The organism is Paraburkholderia sp. 22098, from assembly GCF_052045935.1.
Lineage (GTDB): Bacteria > Pseudomonadota > Gammaproteobacteria > Burkholderiales > Burkholderiaceae > Paraburkholderia > Paraburkholderia caledonica.
In genome coordinates this window covers 309,533-330,417 of record NZ_JBQEPV010000001.1, presented here as the reverse complement: position 1 = coordinate 330,417, position 20,885 = coordinate 309,533, and the positions used below count along the sequence as shown (strand labels likewise).

The 20,885-nt window shown below is 60.6% G+C and carries 16 protein-coding genes and 1 tRNA gene; 14 read left to right on the top strand and 3 right to left on the bottom strand.

All coding sequences use genetic code 11. From position 1 onward, the window contains the following. The first annotated feature begins 9 nt into the window (after nt 1–9). The 6 genes from ACTJLB_RS01515 (at nt 10) to ACTJLB_RS01490 (ending at nt 3,806) form a co-directional block, all read left to right on the top strand. A complete protein-coding gene (locus tag ACTJLB_RS01515; protein WP_440782245.1) occupies nt 10–492 on the top strand; it encodes a YraN family protein in 483 nt (160 codons plus the stop codon). Nucleotides 493–730: 238 nt separating this feature from the next. Beyond that, nucleotides 731–1,318 carry a phosphoheptose isomerase gene (locus ACTJLB_RS01510; RefSeq protein WP_020067187.1) on the top strand — a complete coding sequence of 196 codons (588 nt, stop codon included), beginning with the start codon at nt 731–733 and terminating at the stop codon, nt 1,316–1,318. 25 nt (nt 1,319–1,343) lie between these two features. Then, nucleotides 1,344–2,135 (top strand): BON domain-containing protein, encoded by a 792-nt coding sequence (locus tag ACTJLB_RS01505; RefSeq protein WP_440782244.1) that lies wholly within the window; start codon nt 1,344–1,346, stop codon nt 2,133–2,135. Beyond that, nucleotides 2,132–2,482, top strand: coding sequence for a c-type cytochrome (locus tag ACTJLB_RS01500; protein ID WP_088176127.1), 351 nt, complete (start codon nt 2,132–2,134; stop codon nt 2,480–2,482). The genes ACTJLB_RS01505 and ACTJLB_RS01500 overlap by 4 nt, the downstream gene beginning before the upstream one ends. A 63-nt stretch (nt 2,483–2,545) precedes the next feature. Next, nucleotides 2,546–2,618, top strand: a tRNA-Ala gene (locus ACTJLB_RS01495). A gap of 432 nt (nt 2,619–3,050) precedes the next feature. Next, the gene (locus ACTJLB_RS01490; RefSeq protein WP_440782243.1) at nt 3,051–3,806 is read left to right on the top strand and encodes a hypothetical protein; all 756 of its coding nucleotides are present in this window, start codon (nt 3,051–3,053) and stop codon (nt 3,804–3,806) included. Nucleotides 3,807–3,847: 41 nt separating this feature from the next. Here the strand turns inward: ACTJLB_RS01490 and ACTJLB_RS01485 are convergent, their stop codons facing one another. Beyond that, a complete protein-coding gene (locus ACTJLB_RS01485; protein WP_440782242.1) occupies nt 3,848–4,456 on the bottom strand; it encodes a Tar ligand binding domain-containing protein in 609 nt (202 codons plus the stop codon). Nucleotides 4,457–5,726: 1,270 nt separating this feature from the next. On the opposite strand from ACTJLB_RS01485, the gene ACTJLB_RS01480 reads away from it, so the two are divergent. Continuing rightward, nucleotides 5,727–6,476 carry a glucose 1-dehydrogenase gene (locus ACTJLB_RS01480; protein WP_440782241.1) on the top strand — a complete coding sequence of 250 codons (750 nt, stop codon included), beginning with the start codon at nt 5,727–5,729 and terminating at the stop codon, nt 6,474–6,476. Between the two features lie 363 nt (nt 6,477–6,839). Here ACTJLB_RS01480 and ACTJLB_RS01475 read toward each other — a convergent pair whose 3' ends face one another. Further along, complete coding sequence (locus tag ACTJLB_RS01475; RefSeq protein ID WP_440782240.1) at nt 6,840–8,654, bottom strand: L-lactate permease; 1,815 nt, start codon at nt 8,652–8,654, stop codon at nt 6,840–6,842. Nucleotides 8,655–10,400: 1,746 nt separating this feature from the next. Between ACTJLB_RS01475 and ACTJLB_RS01470 the strand changes: the two genes are divergently transcribed. The 5 genes from ACTJLB_RS01470 (at nt 10,401) to ACTJLB_RS01450 (ending at nt 16,659) form a co-directional block, all read left to right on the top strand. Next, entirely contained in the window at nt 10,401–10,634 is a 234-nt protein-coding gene (locus ACTJLB_RS01470) for a hypothetical protein (RefSeq protein WP_408285300.1), read from the top strand. Nucleotides 10,635–10,936: 302 nt separating this feature from the next. Next, nucleotides 10,937–12,475 (top strand): sensor domain-containing diguanylate cyclase, encoded by a 1,539-nt coding sequence (locus ACTJLB_RS01465; RefSeq protein ID WP_440782239.1) that lies wholly within the window; start codon nt 10,937–10,939, stop codon nt 12,473–12,475. Nucleotides 12,476–12,559: 84 nt separating this feature from the next. Then, the gene (locus tag ACTJLB_RS01460) at nt 12,560–13,222 is read left to right on the top strand and encodes a DUF2239 family protein (RefSeq protein WP_440782238.1); all 663 of its coding nucleotides are present in this window, start codon (nt 12,560–12,562) and stop codon (nt 13,220–13,222) included. A 397-nt stretch (nt 13,223–13,619) separates the two neighbouring features. Next, nucleotides 13,620–15,185 carry a methyl-accepting chemotaxis protein gene (locus ACTJLB_RS01455; RefSeq protein WP_440782237.1) on the top strand — a complete coding sequence of 522 codons (1,566 nt, stop codon included), beginning with the start codon at nt 13,620–13,622 and terminating at the stop codon, nt 15,183–15,185. A gap of 166 nt (nt 15,186–15,351) precedes the next feature. Continuing rightward, a complete protein-coding gene (locus tag ACTJLB_RS01450) occupies nt 15,352–16,659 on the top strand; it encodes a solute carrier family 23 protein (protein ID WP_440782236.1) in 1,308 nt (435 codons plus the stop codon). Between the two features lie 67 nt (nt 16,660–16,726). On the opposite strand, the gene ACTJLB_RS01445 is transcribed toward ACTJLB_RS01450, so the two are convergent. Further along, nucleotides 16,727–18,376, bottom strand: a complete 1,650-nt coding sequence (locus ACTJLB_RS01445; protein WP_088173252.1) for a Na+/H+ antiporter — start codon at nt 18,374–18,376, stop codon at nt 16,727–16,729. 456 nt (nt 18,377–18,832) lie between these two features. Between ACTJLB_RS01445 and ACTJLB_RS01440 the strand changes: the two genes are divergently transcribed. After that, nucleotides 18,833–20,101: a sensor domain-containing phosphodiesterase gene (locus ACTJLB_RS01440; RefSeq protein WP_020067163.1), complete on the top strand. Its 1,269-nt coding sequence runs from the start codon at nt 18,833–18,835 to the stop codon at nt 20,099–20,101. Nucleotides 20,102–20,145: 44 nt separating this feature from the next. Further along, nucleotides 20,146–20,850: a copper homeostasis protein CutC gene (locus ACTJLB_RS01435; RefSeq protein WP_440782235.1), complete on the top strand. Its 705-nt coding sequence runs from the start codon at nt 20,146–20,148 to the stop codon at nt 20,848–20,850. The last annotated feature ends 35 nt before the right edge of the window (nt 20,851–20,885 follow it).

Sequence of the window (20,885 nt, the reverse complement as noted above, 5' to 3'; positions counted from 1 at the left end):
ACGGACGGAATGAGGCCGTCATTGTGCCACGCAGCGCCGCGCGTTCCGCCCGGCGCGAGGAATGCCGACGCGTCGACGAAGAAGCCGAACGCAAGCGTCGCCATAACGAACAACTTTTCCGGACAGGCGGGGTCCAAACTCGTCGGCGCGGCGTTCGAGTTGCGTGCGCAGGAGTTTTTGCAGCGTCAGCGTTTGCGGTTCGTGGCGCGTAATGTGTGCTGCCGCGGCGGGGAAATCGATCTCGTGATGCGCGAGCGCGATGGCGCGCTTGTATTCGTCGAAGTTCGTGCGCGCGCGCAACGCAAGTATGGCGGCGCGGCTGCGAGCATCGGTTGGCAGAAGCGGCAACGAATCGTGCGCGCAGCGCAGCACTATCTTGCGACTCAGCGTTCGGATTCGCGGGATCAGCCTGCTTGCCGCTTTGACGTGATTGCGTTCGAAGCGGGGCGCCTCGTCTGGTTACGCGATGCTTTCCGCGCCGACGAAGTGTGACGCAATTGCGCGGAGAACATGGGTTAGTGCGATAAACTTGCGCTCGCGTGCGAGCTACGGGGCGAAATGGTGAGATTTCAGCGTGCTTCACAGCGCATTTTGCGAGGTGTCGAAACGCACACGGTTCGTTGCGCTCAAAGTTCAGTGGAGCGCTATTGCTTGCAGCAAGACTTCATTCATACAACTTCACAACACGGCCGCATGTCGCGGCTTATTCGCGGTAGAAGATAGAGACTCGATGTCAGTCGAACGCATTCAACAACACTTCCGCGATAGCGCGGCAGTCAAACTCGAAGCTTTGGAAACCTTGTCGATGCCGATTGCCGCAGCAATCGACACGATGTTTGCCGCGCTTGCCAATGGCAACCGTATTCTTGCGTGCGGCAATGGCGGTTCCGCAGCGGACGCGCAGCATTTTGCCGCTGAACTGATCGGCCGCTTCGAACGCGAGCGGCCTGGCTTGCCGGCCGTCGCGCTCAGTACCGATACGTCGGTACTCACCGCCATCGCTAACGATTATTCGTTCGAGCAGATTTACTCGAAGCAGGTGTGGGCATTGGGCCAGCCGGGCGATGTCCTGCTCGCGATCAGCACGTCGGGCAATTCCGCGAATGTGATTGCTGCAATCGAAGCCGCGCACGAGCGCGAGATGATTGTCGTCGCGTTGAGTGGAAAGGGCGGCGGACGCATGCAGGAAGTATTGAGCGATACCGACATCCACGTGTGCGTGCCGTCAGATCGCACCGCGCGCATCCAGGAAGTGCATTTGCTGACCATCCATTGTCTATGCGACGGCATCGATGCCATGTTGCTGGGCGAAGACTGAGATTGATCCGAAGGAGAGCTAGTTGATGAGCGTATTCCGCGTCAAGAAGACACTGGTGAGAACCGTGCTGGTGGTTGGGTTTGCGGCGGGGTTGTCCGCGACGTTGCAGGGTTGTTTTCTCGCCGTTGCGGGCGCGGCGGGCGGCGGCGCGTTGATGGCGACCGACCGGCGCACAATTGGCGCGCAGACCGAGGACCGCGAAATCCAGGTGAAGGCGCTTTCGCAGATCAGTCAGAATCTGCCGGATTCGGCGCACGTCAACGTGACGGTATTCAACCGCCGCGTGCTGCTGACCGGCGAAGTGGCAGGGGATGCGTCCAAGCAGCGCGCCGAGAGTATCGTGCGTGGTTTGAACAACGTGAATACGATCGTCAACGAACTCACGATCATGCCGGCGAGTTCATTCTCCTCGCGCACGAATGACACGTATCTCGAGACGCGCGTGAAAACCGCGCTGATCGCCGAGAAGGATATTTCGGCGAACGATTTCAAGGTCGTCGCCGAGCGCGGTTCCGTGTATCTGATGGGCCTCGTCACGATGGACGAAGGCAATCGCGGCGCGGACGTCGCCAGCCGGGTGCCGGGCGTTACGCAGGTCGTGAAGGTCTTCCAGTACATCCAGCCGCAAGAGGCAGCGGCGGCAAATGCGGCTGCGGCGTCAGCGCCTGTTGCCGCGTCGCAGCCGGACGCTGCCGCGGCGACGGTTGGAACGATTCCTGACTCGTCGGTTAGCGCGAGGCCGCTCGAGCAGCAGGCGCCGGCACCGGTCACGAACTCGAACGCGGTGCATCCTGGCAATCCTAAGGCGCCGCAATGAAGCTCGGGGTAGTTGGCGTTGTTATCGCTTCTTTGATGTTCGGGGCGGCGAGCTTGTTTGTATCGACGGCCTACGCGGCCGATATGCCGAGCGGTCAGCGGGTCGCTAACGCCAATGCCTGCATGGGATGCCATGCGGTGGATCGCAAACTGGTCGGTCCGTCGTTCCAGCAGATCGCCGCGAGGTACAAAGGCGACGCGCAGGCTCCTGCGAAGTTGGCGCGCAAGGTGAAGGACGGCGGCTCGGGTGTGTGGGGCATGATTCCGATGCCCGCGCATCAGTCGATGAGCGATGCGGATATTCGCGCGGTGGTCGATTGGGTGCTTGCTGGGGCGCCTTCCAAGTGAGTTTTTGCCGGGTTGGTGGCTTGGCAAAACGGAAAATGCCTGTGCTAGAATAATTTGCACGTTGGGGGGGTAGCTCAGCTGGGAGAGCGTCGCGTTCGCAATGCGAAGGTCGGGAGTTCGATCCTCCTCCTCTCCACAAATAGAATCAAAGGGTTACAGGTGTTTTGCCTGTAACCCTTTTCTGTTTCTGTGGCCCGTGTAACCGCTGTGTAACCGGATTTGCTCCTACTCGATCCATCTCAATCCATGTGCCGGATGGGGGTGCGTCGGTCTCGTTTGCTGGTCCTCGCGCGGCATGGAGTGGGACGCTGCCGGTGAGCGCGGCTACCGAGTTTTGCGGTCCATGCCGGAACATCGCGTTTGTACTTTCCGTGATGCGCATCGCGTCGACTCGATTACAGGGCGCTGAGGTTGTAACGTGAGGCACGAGTCCGAGTCTGTGTGTATCCATTGTTCCGGCACTTGCCCGCGCGTGTTCGAGGGCTGTCGCCCGCGGCGACGCGATAGAATCGCGCGATCACGGCAGCGGACGGCTGTCGAAGAAAAATCGACGTAGCGCTACGGGGTTATGACGAACGCCAAATCACCACAACAACGCATCGCTGCCGCAAGGCAGCTTTATGTCGTATTGAGGGAGTATCTCGATCGGCCAACCTGGACGCCGATCGAAGGGGCGCTCATTCTGTCGGGCTTGCACGGACCGGCAGGATGTACAGAATTCCCTCGTGAGGCAACGGGCCTTGACGGCAGGCCGTTTAAGGGCGATGTCATCGATCGTTGGATCAAGGCTCGCGAAATCATGCGGCTATGGGAATGGCGCTGCCGGGATGATGAGGAAAGCGGTGCCATTACGCCGACTCAGCTTGAGCCCTACGAGTTCATCGAATGGTGTCAAGATCTCGATGTCGAGACAGATTGGATGCGCCTGATTTTTGACGTCATCAGTCGCGGCAAGGTGCAAGCAGATCAACCGGATTTGATTCCACTTGCTGTTGCCGAATATGCTGCCCAGGCAGTAGAGACGATCGGCGCAATCCACGTCCTTGCAGGACAGGTGCCGAGCGATTCATCAGTGAGCGCGCCGGTACCGACGAAGGTAGATAAGAGCGCGGCGCGCGTTCCGATGCCGATTCCGACAAACCGCGATCACGTGTCCACCGATGAATTAGCGGCCATTCTGGCTATTGCGCCTCAATCGATCCGAAAGCGTTATTCCTCGGACGGCAGCTACCTCGGCATCAGGCCGACGAAGCTTCCAAACCGCCGATTGCTTTGGCCGGTAGCAGATATCAAGAGGCTATTGAGCGGCGGTGGCCTTCTGTAGGGTGATCGTACGGCTTCTTCATCCTGCTTGTGAATGGGGCTTCACACGGGAGCGATTGCCAAGGCACACACCGCCAAGAGCCTGAGGACGATGGTGAGCAGCATCGTCTTCTGCTCCCGGGCGATGCCCTCCTGCACGAGCCTCGCGGAGTCTTCGGCCTGGAACTGGGACAGTTTTGCGGTTGCATCGCTGAACGTCGCATAGAGCTTTGGAAGCGTCACGTAGGCAAGCGCGCTCGACGATTGCGTGTCCGACGACTTAAGAGCGCTCATCAACGGTTCGATGCCTTTGTTCAACAAGTTATCGCGGGCGTGCGCGACGTCTGCGGCAAGACGCTTCTCGTCGTCACCGGCCGGAAAAGCCGTGTAGCTTGTCCATGCGCGGTCGGACTCGCTAATCAATGCGGTGGCGGACGCGAGAGTCGTGGCGCTCGCCACGGCCTGGCCCGCCGTCACGCGGTCCAGTTGCAAGCGTGCCCGCGCGATGTCTTCCTGTTGCGCGAGTACGGCCATCACGGTAGGCACGTTTTCCGACGCGCTTGCGAGGGCATCGTTAGTCGAATGAATGCCATAGATGCCCGCCACGCCGATAACGGCTAGGAGAAAGGCCAATGCGAAAAGGGTGGCAGCGAGGAGGGTGCGGATTTTCATTGTTATGAACCTCAGTTGTGGGGTGGATATGTGACCGCTTAACGGCATCCGTGTGACGCCCCTGAGACAAGAAAGCCAAAAATAGCTTCTTGTGAAACTATTGAAAGCGGCGGTGGGGTGCCCGACCTCAAATGCGCTTATTTCATCGCCTAGGCCCCTGGGAAAACCGCGAACAGCATGGCCAAACACCGCAGGACGCCGGGAATTCGGTTCGGCCTTTCCGTACCGGGAGGACGTGATCAGCGAAAGTGCCTGGAGAGGCGGCAACGGAAACCGCCGGGGACGATTGCAAAGCCGTGACAATGTGATCGGGGGCCCGCGAAGGAAACCCCGGCGGGCAAAAGTGACGATGGGACAGCGTCGGAATTGTCTTCTTGCCCAGGCCTCAAGAATTAACCGCGGCTGCCGTAATCCGTGTCACCAGGTGGGCTGATCCCTACCGGGTGTGTGGTTGGGTCTTGGGCCAACGCCGGCTAGCGGCGTTGGTTTTTTTTGGGCTACGCAGTAGGGGCGTCGGTTCGCTGAGCTGAGACGTTAGACAGGACACGTTACCACCGGTCGCGGTCCGGCTGGCCCATTGGTTAACTAGTTCGTAGTCCTCTGTCGGTCATCTGCGGCGCATTGCATGTAACTGGAACGTCTATCGAGAGACTGATAGCTAGCGCGATTTCCAAGGACCTGCCCCAAGTGTCGAGCGTCTGTTTGCGGCCGACTGCCCCTAGCACGTCAGACCATAGTGACCCTGAAAGGACCTTTGCCATTCCGAACAGCAGGCGTCAAGTGTCAGGGGAGCGCGGCCAGCAGACGTTAAAGAACCAGCTTGATACCCGAGATTGGACCAAGAGATTCGCGGTTTTACGATGGACGCCATTGGTCGCGTTTGCTTGCGTACTCTGTGAACGGGCACAGTCACTTCTGGACTTGTGGGTTAGGAGCCGACTACTCGAATCTGTCGCCGTGAGCGCACGCGTCACGGCGTGTTTCCGGCGAAGAGACCACCTCAGTTACGTTGATTACAAGCGTCGGGCCGTCGCCAACGTATTTGGTTTGGCGCGTGGTCCCTAGCGACATATCGATAGCATTTTGATTATTCGTTTGAGCCGACGAGTGTATTCGTCGCCACCTACTATCTTCCGCAATGCCCCGCGCCTAAAGTCGGTTCTTCCCCACCCAACCGATGTCAACGGTTACGGGAGCCGCTAATCCTTAGCGACTGAACAGAGCTTGAGAACAGGCCTGCTCCAGTCAACACATTCAATCAAGGACTGACATGACGAAACTATCGGGAAAGATCGCCGTAATCACGGGCGGAAACAGCGGCATGGGCTTGGCAACGGCGCAACTCTTCGCTAAGGAAGGAGCGAATGTCATCATCACGGGACGCCGCCAGAAGGAGCTGGATGAAGCGGTGGAAAGCATCGGTGCTAACGCGGAAGGCGTGCTGGGCGATGTCTCCAGGCTGTCGGATCTGGACAAACTTCACGACCACGTGAAAGCGAAATACGGTCGCGTGGATGTCATCTTCGCGAACGCAGGTTTGGGTTCGCTCGCACCGATCGATCAGGTAACGGAGGCGCAATTCGATGAAACCTTCAACGTCAACGTGAAGGGTACTTACTTCACGGTGCAGAAGCTTCTTCCGCTGGTGCCAGACGGTGGATCGATCATTTTGAACGCATCGATTGCATCTTCCAAGGGTATGGAAGCGTTCAGCGTTTATTCGGCTACTAAAGCTGCGGTGCGTTCGTTGGCACGTACGTTGACGACGGACCTCAAGGCACGCAAGATTCGTGTGAATGCGATCAGCCCGGGTCCGATAGATACACCAATCTTCGGCAAGACTGGCCTTACCGAACAAGAAATTGAAGGCTTTAAGTCGGGCATTGCTTCGCAGGTGCCACTAGGCCGCATTGGTCTCCCGGAAGAAATCGCCAAGCCGGCTTTGTTCCTTGCATCCGACGATAGCAGCTATATCTCGGGCATCGAACTAACCGTCGATGGCGGTATGGCACAAGTCTAAGAGTGCGCGGCAGAAGGGCGGCATCGGCTTTAGTCAGCGATGCCGCATATTGCGTTGACGGTGAGATTGCCTTACCCGACGGAAACCGAATAGCGTAGTTAAAGATGGCATGGATGTTGCGTCCGATACGACGAACACTCAGACGATGGCTCTGGCGCAATGGCACATGCGTTCCAGGTAGTCACGGACCGGCTTACCGAAAACCCGGAGAGCGAAGCAAATTTGTCACAAAAAAAGCGAGAGTAATGCCGAAGCGTCGCCCGAAACTGCCGTTCGGGCACTTCCCGGAGCGCCGGATCGACCATGCCCGTCTCCTTGCGATTGTTCGAGAATGAAGACGATCGCTGACTTGGCTCTGGCCATTCATTTGCCGGCGGGCGGTAGGGGAATCATCCCCGGGAAGACATACGCCTGCAACATGGCAATCACACCGATCACCGCCGCGCCACCGATCGAATGAAAGAACACAGTGCGGAAAATCGGTCCAAGCGCAAATGACCGCTCCTTCGGATCGTCGTAGCAGGCGGCGCACGCGACCATGATGGATTGAGCGTCGATCATCTTGCCCATTACGCCGCCCGTCGAGTTTGTCGCTACGATCAGGATGGGGTTAAGGTTGAGTTGCTCCGCCGTGATGCGCTGCAAGCTGCCGAAGAGGGCGTTTGACGCCGTGTCGGAGCCCGTTAGGAATACACCGAGCCAGCCCAGGTACGCCGCGAAGAACGGATAGAGAACCCCGGCACCCGTGAATGCAAGACCGAGGACTGCATCGGTGCCAGAGTAGCGCGTCAAGAATCCAAGGCCCAGCACTTGGGCAATCACCAGCACCGGGATCTTCATCCTGCGCATGGTCTGCATGAAGGCGTCCTTCCATTGCGTTGCGTTTAGCCTGAGTACGAGACCGGAAAGCACTGCTGCGACAAAAACGCCTGTGCCCGCCGCGGACAACCAGTTGATCGTGAATCGGGCCGCCTCCGGTTTGGCGTTGACGGGTACGACGGGCGGCATCCGTTGCACGAGGTTATGCAGCGCGGGCATGTCCCAGACAGGCAGCGACAGCGAACCCTTGAGCGGCGAGCCGAGCAGCGTCGTGGAAAATGTGACTTCGGCAAACAGGTTGTTGAGGAACTTCTTGAACTCCGGTACGCCCCACAGTGCACAACAGGCGATCAGAATCACCCACGGCATCCAAGCATAGGCGGTTTGGGCGGCTGAGTACCTGTACTTCCACTCCGTGCTTTCTGTCGTTCCTATTGCTGTGCTCCTGCCCGCTCGCGCGAGTGCCTCACGTTCGGAGCGGAGCAGGAAGCGTGTCTTCGGGTGCCAGATAAAGCGCAGGAACAGCGCCGTGCAGATTACCGAAAAGACGCCGGATACCACGTCGGTCATCAGGTGGAGCGCGCTGCTCCCGGAAGCGTAAAACTGCATGAGCGCAAACGATCCACCCGCGCACAGCATCGCCGGCCAGACTTCGAAGACTTCCTTCCATGACCCGCCTTCCATCTTCACGAACGTCGCGACCAGCCAGAAGGGCACGAGAACCGATACGAACGGTAACTGATGTCCCGCCATCGCGGAAAGCGTGACCTGATCGAGTTCGCTCACGGCCGCCAGCGTAACGATCGGCGTGCCGATCGCGCCCCAGGCGACGGGCGCGGTATTGGCGAGCAGGTTCAGCACGGCGGACTGAAATGGCTTGAAGCCGAGGCCCACCATCACAGCCCCGGCGATCGCGACCGGAGTCCCGAATCCCGATGTGCCTTCGATGATTGCGCCGAACGAGAACGCGATCAAGACGCACTGCAGCCGCCGGTCGAATGAAATGTGGACGATCGACTCCTTGACGATCTCGAACTTGCCGGTCACGACGCTCATCGTGTACAGAAACATTGCGGCCAGGACGATCCAGATGATTCCCAGAAATCCAGAAAGGGAGCCGAGCGCAAAGGCCGAGGCCGCCGTCACCACTGGCATCCTGAAAACGAGACACGAGATAATGAAAGCGGCGACGACACCGAAAAAAGCCGCGTAGGGTGCCGAGATACCCAAATGCACGTTGCCCTGCGCATCGCGGTGGCGGTGCAAAGCAATGAAATAGAGTAGCGTCAGAATCGGGATCGCGGCAATGACCGTGGAAAGGAATGGATTGCCCAACGGGTCATAGGTCTGCTGGAACATGGTTTTCCTTTTTTATCTGAGGATTCGCGCCTTGCTCCTTGTCCATTCGAGGTTTCACAGCGACTGTGACTTCGAGAGCGCGAGAGGAACACTAATTCCTTACAGATTTACGACTGATATCTGGAGGTATAGCGGGCGCAATCGTCGATTTCAAGTTTCGCGGCTGCCACGACGTGTGCTTATGATGTACATGTACAGGATTTCGGATACCGATGCGCAAGCAATCAATGGCACAAGCCCCTGACGTCGGACCGCGACACAAAGACGCCCCAATGAGTGCCTCCCCGGTTTAGAAGCCGTATGGACTGCAGACGAACTGCTTGAAAGCGTTGCCAGCGTCCCTTTGGCGGTCCCGACGCCGTCAACGGCCCGTGTCAACGGCGAAGCCGATGTTGGCGTTTCAGGAGCGATTGGCGGCAACGGGTCGCAACCAGAAGTCGCAGTAGGATCGGTACCGAGGGCGGGCGGCAGCGCAGGTTAGCTGCCCCGCCACTACCGCTAGTCCACCGGCAGGAGGATACATTGCCCTGGGCGCGGATTTTGGTTCACCGTCGGTAACGGTCTTCCACCCCGACCACGCTCGCACTTGTTGTTGCCTTTACTCGACGATGCCGGCCAGATCCTCGATGTCCTTCTGGACACGCGTCCGTGCCTGTCGTACGGCGGCATCAGGTATGTTGGCAACGAGTGGGGGGCATAAACGCTCAACCCTTGAATCCGGCTTCGAATTGCACCCATGCTGCATGCGCGCAAACACCGGAAGCCTTTCGTACGATGTTCACCGTTACGTCGTTGTGCGTCGCTTGCCATGTTTGCGGGTGTACTGAAAACGGCTTAACAGTGGTTGGTACAGTACGCTTCCTCAGCTTGGGATGCTTCTGGTTTGCCCTCTTTGCTGACGAGGCAGTCGTTCCCGGCCGCAGGGACGTCTGCCGCATGCGGCAGCGTGTCGCTAGCTATTTGCTGGGTCGCCCAAGGTCGGTGATCTGCCGAACGGGGAGCGCGGCATCGGTACACCATCCACAAAAGCACTCGCACAGCGCACAGCGAACTCGTATGCACAGTTTTGGCTTGCGAACTGCCCAAGATCACCCAATGAGGTGGATTCGCCGTCTTCCTTCAAAATACAGGCGCGGGCTACGAACGTGTTTCCGCGCCTTATGGTCGACGCCTGAATCGCTGCGCCACGGTGAAATAGAACCATTGAACGCCCTCCGGTCGTAGAGTATGGAAAGGGTATTGTAATGTTGTCATTTTGCGCGTGGTGACTGTTACCTTTCCGCAGAAGGCGCTTAAGTGTGATGATAGACTATGCGCAAGCTGACAATAGAGACCGCGGCACCCTCAAATCGCACGGTTATGTGCGTCCGGAGGTCTGAAAAGAACTGGAGCAAAATATTTCACACATGAGGGCAGAGTCTATACTGTAAGAAATCTGTAATTTTTTAGCGGTATCAACACTATGCCGCCCGGGGTTAAGTGCGCGTGGAATATGCCGGCACAGGGAGCGAGGGGACTCCCGCACTGTCGATGTGACGGAATCGGACGAAATATTTCGCATAAATTGGGACTCGATTGTCCACGAGCGGAGATGTCGGGCTTCGGATCGACGTCGGTGATCCAAAAATTCTTTTTCGAGGTGAGATATCAGTACAGCCGATTTGCTCGGTTGACAACGCCTCAGCCGTTACTCATGCGCCGCCCGAGTGCCTCTTACAGTCCCTGTGCCATGCTGAAGGTGTAGCCATGCCGAAAATCTATTGGAAGCTGGAGAGGGCCGCGTTCTCGCTCGTCGTGCTGCTGGCACTTGCATGTTTCGGATTCCTCATATGGCAGAAGAATCCCGAAATGACGTTGGCGATTCAGACGGGCAGCGAGATGCTGATGCCGAACAGTGAACATGTGCTCGGTTGCATGGTGCCGGATCAAGGTGGTTGTGAGCGGCTGTTGAACGAACTGAAAACACCGGACAAGAGCTGATTGGCGCGAACAGGAGTGTTCGGCGTGTTGCTTACGGTGACCTGAATACGCAGGGTAATCCCGGGGTGATCCATTACGGACTTCTCATGAAATCCGCATAGAACATAGCGTCGGGTCCGCCGCGTAAGCGATTCACAAGCGCCTCCGCAAGCGAATCGCAAGCGCCTCATAAACGCGCACTAGGCACTAAAAACCCGTCTTTTCGATCCTTTGGGTAAGGATGACCTCTGTTACGCTACGGGTTCGCCATACGCGATCCTCTATGGACGCGTCTCTTCCTCCTTTCGCGCGTGAGACCGCGCATGCCCAAACCGAACTCAATGGTCACGCGTCGTCCGAACATCATCATTGCGATTAGTGGCGTGCTGGCCAGCGCGATCCTCGCCATTGCAGTGTGGGTGCTGGCGCAGATGCACGATGACGCGTTGCGGCGCGCGCAAGACTCTGTGTTCAACGTCTCGCTGCTGGTGGAGCGCGACGTGTCGCGCAATCTGGAGATCTACGACCTGTCGATACGCACGGTGATCGAAGGGCTCAAGCAGCCACGCGTGCTTGAGCTGGAGCCTTCGCTGCGTCAGATGGTGTTGTTCGACGGTTCGGCATCCGCGAAAGACATGGGCTCGATTCTCGTGATCGACGAAACCGGCTATATCAAGTTCGATTCGCAGTCCGTCACGCCGCGCCATGTTTATCTCGCCGACCGCGACTACTTCAAGGTGCATCGCGATTCGCCCAACGTAGGTCTGTACGTGAGTCACCCGTTCATGCCGCGTGCAACGGGCACTGACATGAGCATCGGCTTGAGCCGGCGCATTTCGCGGCCGGACGGTAGCTTCGGCGGCGTGGTGGTCGGCACCATGCGGCTGAAATATTTCCGCAGCCTCTTCAACGGGATGAATCTCGGCGCCGGCGGTTCAATGGCTCTCATGCTAAGCGACGGCACGATGCTGATGCGGCGTCCGTACGATCCAAAGACGATCGGCATCAATCTGACGGGTACCTCCAACTATTCGCGCTTCGCCGCGCAGCCGAGCGGCGACTTCTTCGGCACCGCGGCAATCGACGGCGTCGAACGCTGGTACGCGTTTCGCCATATCGACATGTATCCGCTGATTCTCGATGTCGCGCTGTCCACGCGCGACATCTACGTCGGCTGGCGGCGGCGGGCATGGATCATCGGCTCGCTGATCGGCGCGCTCGATCTCACGCTGATCGCGCTTGCCGTGCTGTTCGCGCAGCAGATGCGGCGCCGTCTTATCGCCGAGGAAGAGTTGCACAGGCTCGCGCGAACGGACGGTCTCACGGGCATGGACAACCGCCGCACCTTCGAGGAAGCCGCAGAGAAAGAATGGCGCCGCGCGCAGCGCAACGACGGATCGCTTGCCATGCTGTTGATCGACGTCGATAGTTTCAAGGGCTTCAACGACCTGTACGGGCACTCGGCCGGCGACGACGCGCTGATCGCGGTAGCTCGCTGCATCACGCACGAGGTGCGGCGTCCCGGCGACACGGCGGCGCGCTACGGCGGCGAAGAGTTCGCCGTTCTGCTGCCGGACACCGACGAAGCGGGCGCCCTCTGCATCGCAGAGAAAATCCGCGCAGCGGTCCAGGCACTCGCGCTCGGGCATGTCGCGAGCTCGCACCATGTGTTGACGATAAGTATCGGCGTAGCCACGACGCAAGGCGAGGCGTTCACGACGAGCCGCGCGCTCGTCAACGCGGCAGACCAGGCTTTGTATGCGGCCAAAGACGGCGGCCGCAACCGCGTCGTGTCGCACCCACCTGTAGGAACCTGCGCGTCGGCAACGAGCCGCGCTTTCACGGTGGTGGCCGGCCATTGAGTTCCTGCAAATATTATCCGGGTAATATGTTGCTTTCTAATTTAACCCGGATATAATTCGACAACTTCCCAATCGGAGTTTGTCGTGACCACGCATCGCCCCACCAGCACTACCAGCACCACTTGCACGGCCTTCGAAGGCCATCGCCTCATCGCCTCGGGCGAGTTGCCCGCAGTCGCGATTGCCGTCAAGGGGGTGATCGAGCGAGGCGAGCAAGCGCCCATTCTCGTTTTCGACGACGCCACGGCCGCCCCGGTCGAATTCGATCTGCGTGGCACTGCCGAAGAAATCGTCGCGCGCCTGGTTCGCGAGTCGTCCGCTGTTCATCCGCACAACGATGCAAGCAACCATGCAAACAGCAACGCAAGCAACGACGACGCCGAGCCCGACACCCCACGCGGTCGCGGGCGCCCCAAGCTGGGCGTCGTCGCGCGCGAAGTCACCTTGTTGCCGCGTCATTGGGACTGGCTGAACGCGCAGCCGGGCGGCGCGTCGGTCGCGTTGCGCAAGCTCGTGGAGACGGCGCGCGGAACTGGCGAGCAGCGCGAGCGCAAACGTGCGGCGCAAGAAGCGGCGTATCGGTTCATGACGGCGGCAGCCGGCAACCTGCCGGATTACGAGGACGCCACTCGCGCGCTCTATGCAGGCGATCAACCACGCTTCGAAAAGAAAATCGCCGGATGGCCCGAAGACGTCCGCGCCTACGCATTGCGGCTCGCCGGCAACGCGTTCGAACGGCCAATGTGACTCGCATCAAACGCGGCGCACAGGCGAAAAAAAACCGCTCACACTCGTTCGAGCGTGAGCGGAAAAGTCGGAGAGTTAAAACAACATCGCATGCGCTACATGAGGTCCACGCAGCAGGAGAAGTCTAAGAGGCGAATGAACACGCTTCTATCGGACGAATCTCAAACGCGCGCCTTTACGTTCATCACGGTGCCGTCTACCAGGCATTCCTTACATTATCCTGTCCCGCTTATTCCAGGCATTTATCGCTTCAGGTCCACGCCGTCAGCGCCGTAAAAGGAAGGTGAGCGCTGCCGCGCCTCCACGTCCTGCATGCATGACTCATCGCAACGAGTCGCCACATGCTTGCGACGGAGCAGCAGCGGGCATTCCGTTGTGACTTCCGAAGGATGTTCAAATGAAGTGGTTCGACCGTATGACCGTGTTCAGGAAACTGCTGCTGGCCTTTGCCGTTGTGATTGGATTTTGCGTGGTGATCGGCGGCACTTCGCTGAAAACGCTGTCGTCGATGCATGACATCACCGATGCGATCTGCGACAAATACATGGACGGCCTTTACTGGCTGGAAGAGGCGAACCGCCACAAGATCGACGCCGACCTCGCCGCCGCAAATCTCGGCTACGTGAAAGACGATGCGGGGCGCCAGAAGCTGAAGGACAGCATCGTCGGCTCGCTCAGGCTGATGCATCAGGGCTACGATCAATACCGCGCGACTATCGTCACCGCAAAAGGCCGCCAGATGTTCGACGACGTGCTGGGCAAGTCGGCGGAGTGGGAAGCTATCGTGCATCAGCAGATCGGACTCGCGCCGATTCCTGCCGGCGTCGACAACGACGAACTCGTGCGCCGCGCGATTGCGTCAAGCGAGGCATTGCGCGATCGCATCACGGCGTTGATCGACTATCGCCGTCAACAAGGCAACGACGCGCAGGCGGAAGCAGCCAGCGAATATCAGCGCATGCGCGTTGCGATGGTCGCGCTGGTGCTGGGTGCGATCGCCGCGGGCGGCCTGCTTGCCGCGATGATCGCGCGGCGTTTGTCGCGTCAGTTGGGCGGCGAGCCGGACTACGCAATGCAACTCGCCAACCGTATCGCCGACGGCGATCTCAGCGTGCGCGTCGAGACCCGTGCCGGCGACACGCACAGCATGCTCTACGCGCTGCGCAACATGCGTGAGCGGCTCGCCACGATCGTGTCGGGCATCAGCGAATCGAGCGAATCCATTCTGACCGCGTCAGGCGAGATTGCACAAGGCAACACCGACCTCTCGCAGCGCACTGAAGAGCAGGCTGCAGCTTTGCAGCAAACGGCGTCGAGCATGCAGCAACTAACTTCGACGGTGAAGCAGAACGCCGAAAACGCGCAGCAAGCGGGCGGCGTCGCGCAGGGTGCATCCGAAGTGGCCGCGCGCGGCAGCGGTCTTGTCGACGATGTCGTGGAAACGATGCGCGAACTGGCGGCCGGCTCCAAACGCATGACCGATATCATCGCGGTGATCGAAGGCATCGCGTTTCAGACCAACATTCTGGCGCTCAACGCAGCGGTCGAAGCGGCACGCGCCGGCGAACAGGGGCGCGGTTTCGCGGTCGTCGCGGGCGAAGTGCGCTCGCTTGCCCAGCGCAGCGCGGTGTCGGCGAAAGAGATCAAGGAACTGATCGAAAGCTCGACGGCACGCGTGGGCAGCGGCGCGGAACTCGCCGAGCGGGCCGGCCAGACGATGGCTGAAGTGACTCAGGCGATCAGACGCGTGACGGACCTGATGGGCGAGATTTCGTCGGCGTCGCAGGAGCAAAGCACGGACATCGAGGGCGTGAACCGCGCCGTCGCACAAATGGACGACGTGACCCAGCAGAACGCCGCGCTCGTCGAGCAGGCTGCGGCGGCGGCCTCGTCGATGGCGGATCAGGCGAGACAGCTGCAGCAAGCGGTGACTGCGTTTTCGCTCGAAGCGACGCGGGGCTGACCGGATTCACGTCATCGCGCGACGTGCCGTTTCAACTGACTGCACGCCATCTTGTTCACGCTTGCCACCTCCAATGGCACTCCGTACACTCGCGCGTAATTCCCGCACGGCGTTTGTTTTTTGCGCCGTCGTCATGAAAAACGCCGACTAGAGGAGAACCCCCGCGATGGCCGATTCCTATTTCCCCCGCTGGCGCGCACAGCCAGACGCCGTCGAGGGGCGCATCGTCGGCACCGACGAGCGCCTCGCGTGGCCGCAGATGTTCGCGATGGGCATTCAGCACGTCGTCGCCATGTTCGGCTCGACGGTGCTCGCGCCGTTGCTGATGGGCTTCGATCCGAACCTCTGCATTTTCATGTCGGGCATCGGCACGCTGTTGTTCTTCGTGCTGGTCGGAGGCCGCGTACCGAGCTATCTCGGTTCGAGCTTCGCGTTCATCGGTCTCGTGATCGCAGTCACGGGTTACGGCGGCCACGGGCCGAATATGAACATTCCGCTCGCGCTGGGCGGCATCATCGCGTGCGGCGTGGTGTACGCGATCATCGGGCTAATCGTGTCGGCGGTCGGCACGCGCTGGATCGAAACGCTGATGCCGCCGGTCGTGACCGGTGCGATCGTCTGCGTGATCGGTCTGAATCTCGCACCTATCGCGGTGCGCGGCGTGAGCGGCAGCAACTTCGATTCGTGGATGGCGCTGGTCACCGTGCTGTGCGTCGGCGCCGTTGCCGTGTTTGGGCGCGGCATGCTGCAGCGTCTGCTGATTCTGGTCGGCTTGCTGATGGCGTATGTGATCTACGCAATCGTGACGAATGGCCTCGGCATGGGCAAGCCCATCGACTTTTCGATCGTGGCCAACGCTGCGTGGTTCGGTATGCCGCACTTCACGGCGCCTGTGTTCGATATGCGGGCCATGACGTTGCTCGCGCCGATCGCGGTGATTCTCGTCGCTGAAAACCTCGGCCATATCAAGGCGGTAAGTGCAATGACGGGGCAGAACCTCGACCGCTATATCGGCCGCGCATTTCTCGGCGACGGGATCGCGACAGTCGTCTCGGGTTTCGCCGGCGGCACGGGCGTGACGACGTACGCTGAAAACATCGGCGTCATGGCGGTGACCAAAATCTATTCGACGCTGGTGTTCGTCATTGCCGCGCTGATTGCGCTGGTGCTGGGCTTTTCGCCGAAGTTCGGCGCGGTCATCCAGACCATTCCCGGTCCGGTGCTCGGCGGCGTTTCGATTGTGGTGTTCGGTCTTATCGCGGTGACGGGCGCGCGCATCTGGGTCGTCAACAAGGTCGACTTCTCGGACAACCGCAATCTGATCGTGGCAGCTGTCACGTTGGTACTCGGCGCAGGCGACTTCTCGCTGAAGCTTGGCGGCTTCGGTCTTGGCGGCATCGGCACTGCGACTTTCGGCGCGATCATTCTCTACGCGCTGCTCAGAAGGAAGCCGGCGCAAGGCCCGGTGGCCTGACGGTTTTGGCGGCGGCGCGCGTACCTTCAGGCGAGGGACGCCGCCGCAACTCGAGCAGTAGCCGACTTCACTTCCTGCGCGCGGTCAGCGCCGTCTCCGACAGATCCACTTCGCGCATGAGCTTGTTGAACGTCTCGTCGTTGATGGCCTGACTGCTGCGCAAGCTAAGGAGCACCTGACGCTCCGCGCGCATCGCCGAGAGCTTCATGCGAAATTCCAATGCGTCGGCGCGCCGTGCCATTTCGCGCGGTTCCCGCTCCTCGCCGAGTGCGGCGAGCCGGCGACGATAAATGTCCATCACGCGCGCGGTGACATCGGCCGCATATGCCGAGGCGGATTCGTCGAGGTTCGCGCACTCCTTATCATGCACGTCGTCAACAGCACGAATGGCGGCTTGCGCGGCCATCACACGTGCCAGCGTTTCTTCCGCAGCATGCGGGTCTTTGCCGCGGCGCCATCCGCGCAATAGCAGCGGCAACGCGAAGACAGCGACGACCAGCGACAACAGGATCACGCCCGATGCGATGAATATCGCGAGGTCGCGCCCAGGCAACGGTGCGCCGTCCGGCAGCATCTCCGGCAGCGACAACACGCCTGCCAATGTCACAGCGCCGCGCACGCCTGCGACTGTCGTGACCCCCACCGTGCGCAATCCCGGCACCGCGTTCGCGACGCCCTGGCGCGCCGCGCCGCGGCTCGCGAACCAGCGCAGCAACCAGACCCACACAAAGCGCATTGTGTAGAGCGCCGCCGCAACGGCCGCGATGTAGCCGATCAGCAGCCCGACTTGCGCGTTGCTCGTTTCATGCGCATCGAGCAGCGCGCGTCCGAGAATGTGCGGGAACTGAAGCCCCAGCAGAATGAACACCATCCCGTTGAAGACGAACTCGATCATGGTCCACGTACTGCTCGCGCGCACTCGCGATGCCACCGGCCCGGACGTCGCAAGCGTCGTGTAGTTCATCATCATGCCGGCCGCGACCGCTGCGAGAATTCCCGACAGTTCAAGGCGTTCTGCGATCAGGTATGCGGCGAATGGAATCAGCAACGTCATGATGACGCCGGGCGCAGGGTCGCCCTCTTCGGCGAGATTCAGAAAGCGCACCGCGATAAAGCTGAAGAGCCAGCTCACCGCTGCGCCCGTTGCGAGACCGCCCGCCGCGATGATCACGAAGCTGATCGACGCGTCGCGCAATGAAAAGACACCGGTGAGCGCGGCGGCAATCGCGAACTTCAGCGCGACAAGGCCGGAGGCGTCGTTCATCAACGCCTCACCTTCCAGGATGTGCATGAGCCTGCCTGGAATCTTGCCCTTGCCCGCGATGCCGGAGAGTGCGACCGCATCGGTCGGCGACAACACGGCGGCAAGTGCAAACGCGACGGGCAGCGACATCGACGGTACCAGCGCATGCACGAAGTAGCCGACGGCGAGCACCGTCATGAACACAAGGCCGAGCGCGAGCATCAGGATCGAGCGGCGCGCCATGAAAAATTCGCGCTTCGGAATGCGCCAACCGTCCGCGAACAGCAGCGGCGGAATGAACAGCATCATGAAGATTTCCGGATCGAACGTGACGTGCAATCCGAGCTTCGGCCAAGCGAGCATCGCGCCGATTGCGATCTGAACCAGCGGCAACGGCAATGGCGCGAGGCGGGTCACGACACCCGACCCGGCCACGGCAAGCAGAAGAATCAATACGGTGAAGACAATTTCCATCGGTACGAGACTTGGGAAGATAACGGAGAGGCGGACAAAGGTTTTTGCGCCGGCGCGTCGCACCTCGTAAGGCCCGCGCGCAAGCGGCATATGGCGCGTCGGCGTGCGCCGCGCGGCGCAGCGCGGGCGCCATGCGTAGACCGCGAGTTTAGCTTGTGAGTTTGACCTGCGCAGCGTGACCGCGCCGCGCAGCGTGCTTAGCGACTCCGCGAGGGCCGCTTCGCGTTCCGCAAGATCAGCTAATCGTCGCTGCACGCTAAAGGTGCGTCCGCGCCCTGCCGTGGCGCACGTGCGATGCCGCCGGTGCAATCTTTCACGCGAGTTACACGGCTATGTGCGCGAGCGCGCGCATGGAGCTTGCTTAAGCCATATCGATGACGCACATTTTGGAGCAATGGCGCCGTGGGTTGTTCGCACCCGCGTTCGACCGGCCCGGCTCTCGCGTGAGAGGATTGCATGACGATTGCGCAACAGGAAAGGACGGCCAGCGCGCGCCACGGTTTCGACGTCGAAATGACGTCCGGCCTGGAACGCTTCTCGGTGCAGCACGGCGAGCTGACGCTCACGAGCGTGTTTCAACCCATCTTCAGTCTGTCGCATATGCGGGCGGTCGGCTATGAAGGCTTGCTGCGCGCGCACGACATGCTCGACCGGCCGGTTTCGCCGCTCGACGTGTTCGGCGAGGCGGCGCGCGTGGGCGATGTGTTGCAGTTGGACCGTCTCGCGCAGACGCTGCACCTGGAAAACTTCAAGGTGCTAGGCGCCGAACGCGAGTGGCTGTTCCTCAACGTGCACCCCGGCGCGCTCACCGATCCGTATCTGTCCGCTGCATTACTGGCTACGCTCAAGCGCCTCGGCTTGTCTCCCAGGCGCATCGTGCTCGAAGTGCTCGAGCAGCGCGCTGAAGATCTGGAGCGTCTCGCGGATGCCGTACGCCAGTTCCGCGAGCGCGGCTTCCTGATCGCACTCGACGATTTCGGCGCGGGACATTCGAACGTCGAGCGCATCTGGCAATTGAATCCGGACATTGTGAAGCTCGACCGCATCATGCTCTCGCACGCGGCGCATCGGGCCGACATGGGAACGATTCTGCCAGGCCTCGTCGCGTTGCTGCATGAAGCAGGCAAGCTTGTGCTTGTCGAAGGCGTGGAAACGGAACACGAGGCGCAAATGGCGCTTGCCTGCAACGCCGACTTCGTTCAAGGGTTTTTCTTCGGACGCCCGAATCCGGGGGCGGCCGACGCAACGCACGCGGCGACCTGCATCGGCGAGCTAACCGAACGTTACCGCGATCAGACGGAAGCACACGAGCGCCGCACCGCGAGCCGCCTCGCTCCCTATCTGCGCGCATTCGAACGCGCGGCCGAGCGGCTTGCTGCAGGCGAGCCGCTCGAAGAAGTGTGCTGGAATTTTCTCGCGCTCGATCACGCCGCGCGCTGCTTTCTGCTCGACGCGAAAGGGCGCCAAGCGGGGCGCAACGTCGTGCTGCGGGCCGATCGCGCGGCGCATGAAACGCGCTTCCTGCCGCTTGCCGATGCGCAAGGCGCGAACTGGCTGCGTCGTCCGTATTTTCGCGATGCAATCAACTCGCCCGAGCGCGTGCATGTGACGCGTCCGTATCTGTCGATCAACGAAGCGTTGCCGTGCGTGACGTTGTCGGTGGCGACGCGCGTCGGGGCGCAGACCTGCGTGCTGTGCGGCGACATCGACTGGATCGACGAATAGCGCTTCTGCGATGATGTCGTTTTCAACGACACCCGGCTGCGCTCATGTCCGTTCTACTCGAAGTCATTGCCACTACTGTTGCCGACGCACGGCTCGCCGCGCAAGCGGGCGCCGACCGGCTCGAACTCGTGACCGCGATGGGCGAGGGCGGGCTGACGCCGAGCATCGGCCTGATCGAAGCGGTGGTCGATGCGGTCAGCATTCCTGTCAACGTGATCGTGCGCCCTCACAGCCGTTCGTTCGTCTACGACGCCGACGACTTCGCGGTGATGCTGCGCGACGTGCAAGCGGTGAAGGCGGCGGGCGCGAACGGTGTGGTGATCGGCATGTTGAACGCGAACGGCGAGATCGACCGCGAACAACTTGCGCGTGCGATCGACGCCGCCGGTGATCTCGCGATCACTTTCCATCGTGCGTTTGACGAAGCTCTCGATCAGCAAAAAGCGCTAGACGTGCTGCTCGGTTTCGATGCAGTGACGAATGTGCTGACCTCGGGCGGCAAGCCCTCGGTGCTCGATGCCGAAGCGACCATTCGCGAACTGGCGCGCCAGGCGGCGGGGTCGCGCTGCACGGTGCTGGCAGGCGCGGGTCTGACTGTCGATGCAGTTGCGGGCTTCGTGAGCAGGACGCGAGTCGAAGCGGTGCACTTCGGGTCGGGCGTCCGCGCGGGCGGTAACGGGCTCGCCCCGGTCGAAAGCGCAAAGGTCGCGCAGGTGAGGGCATTGCTGGATGCCGAGGCGAAAAGCTAGCGCGCGGGCTGAATCGCCAGGCAGAAAAAAAGCCG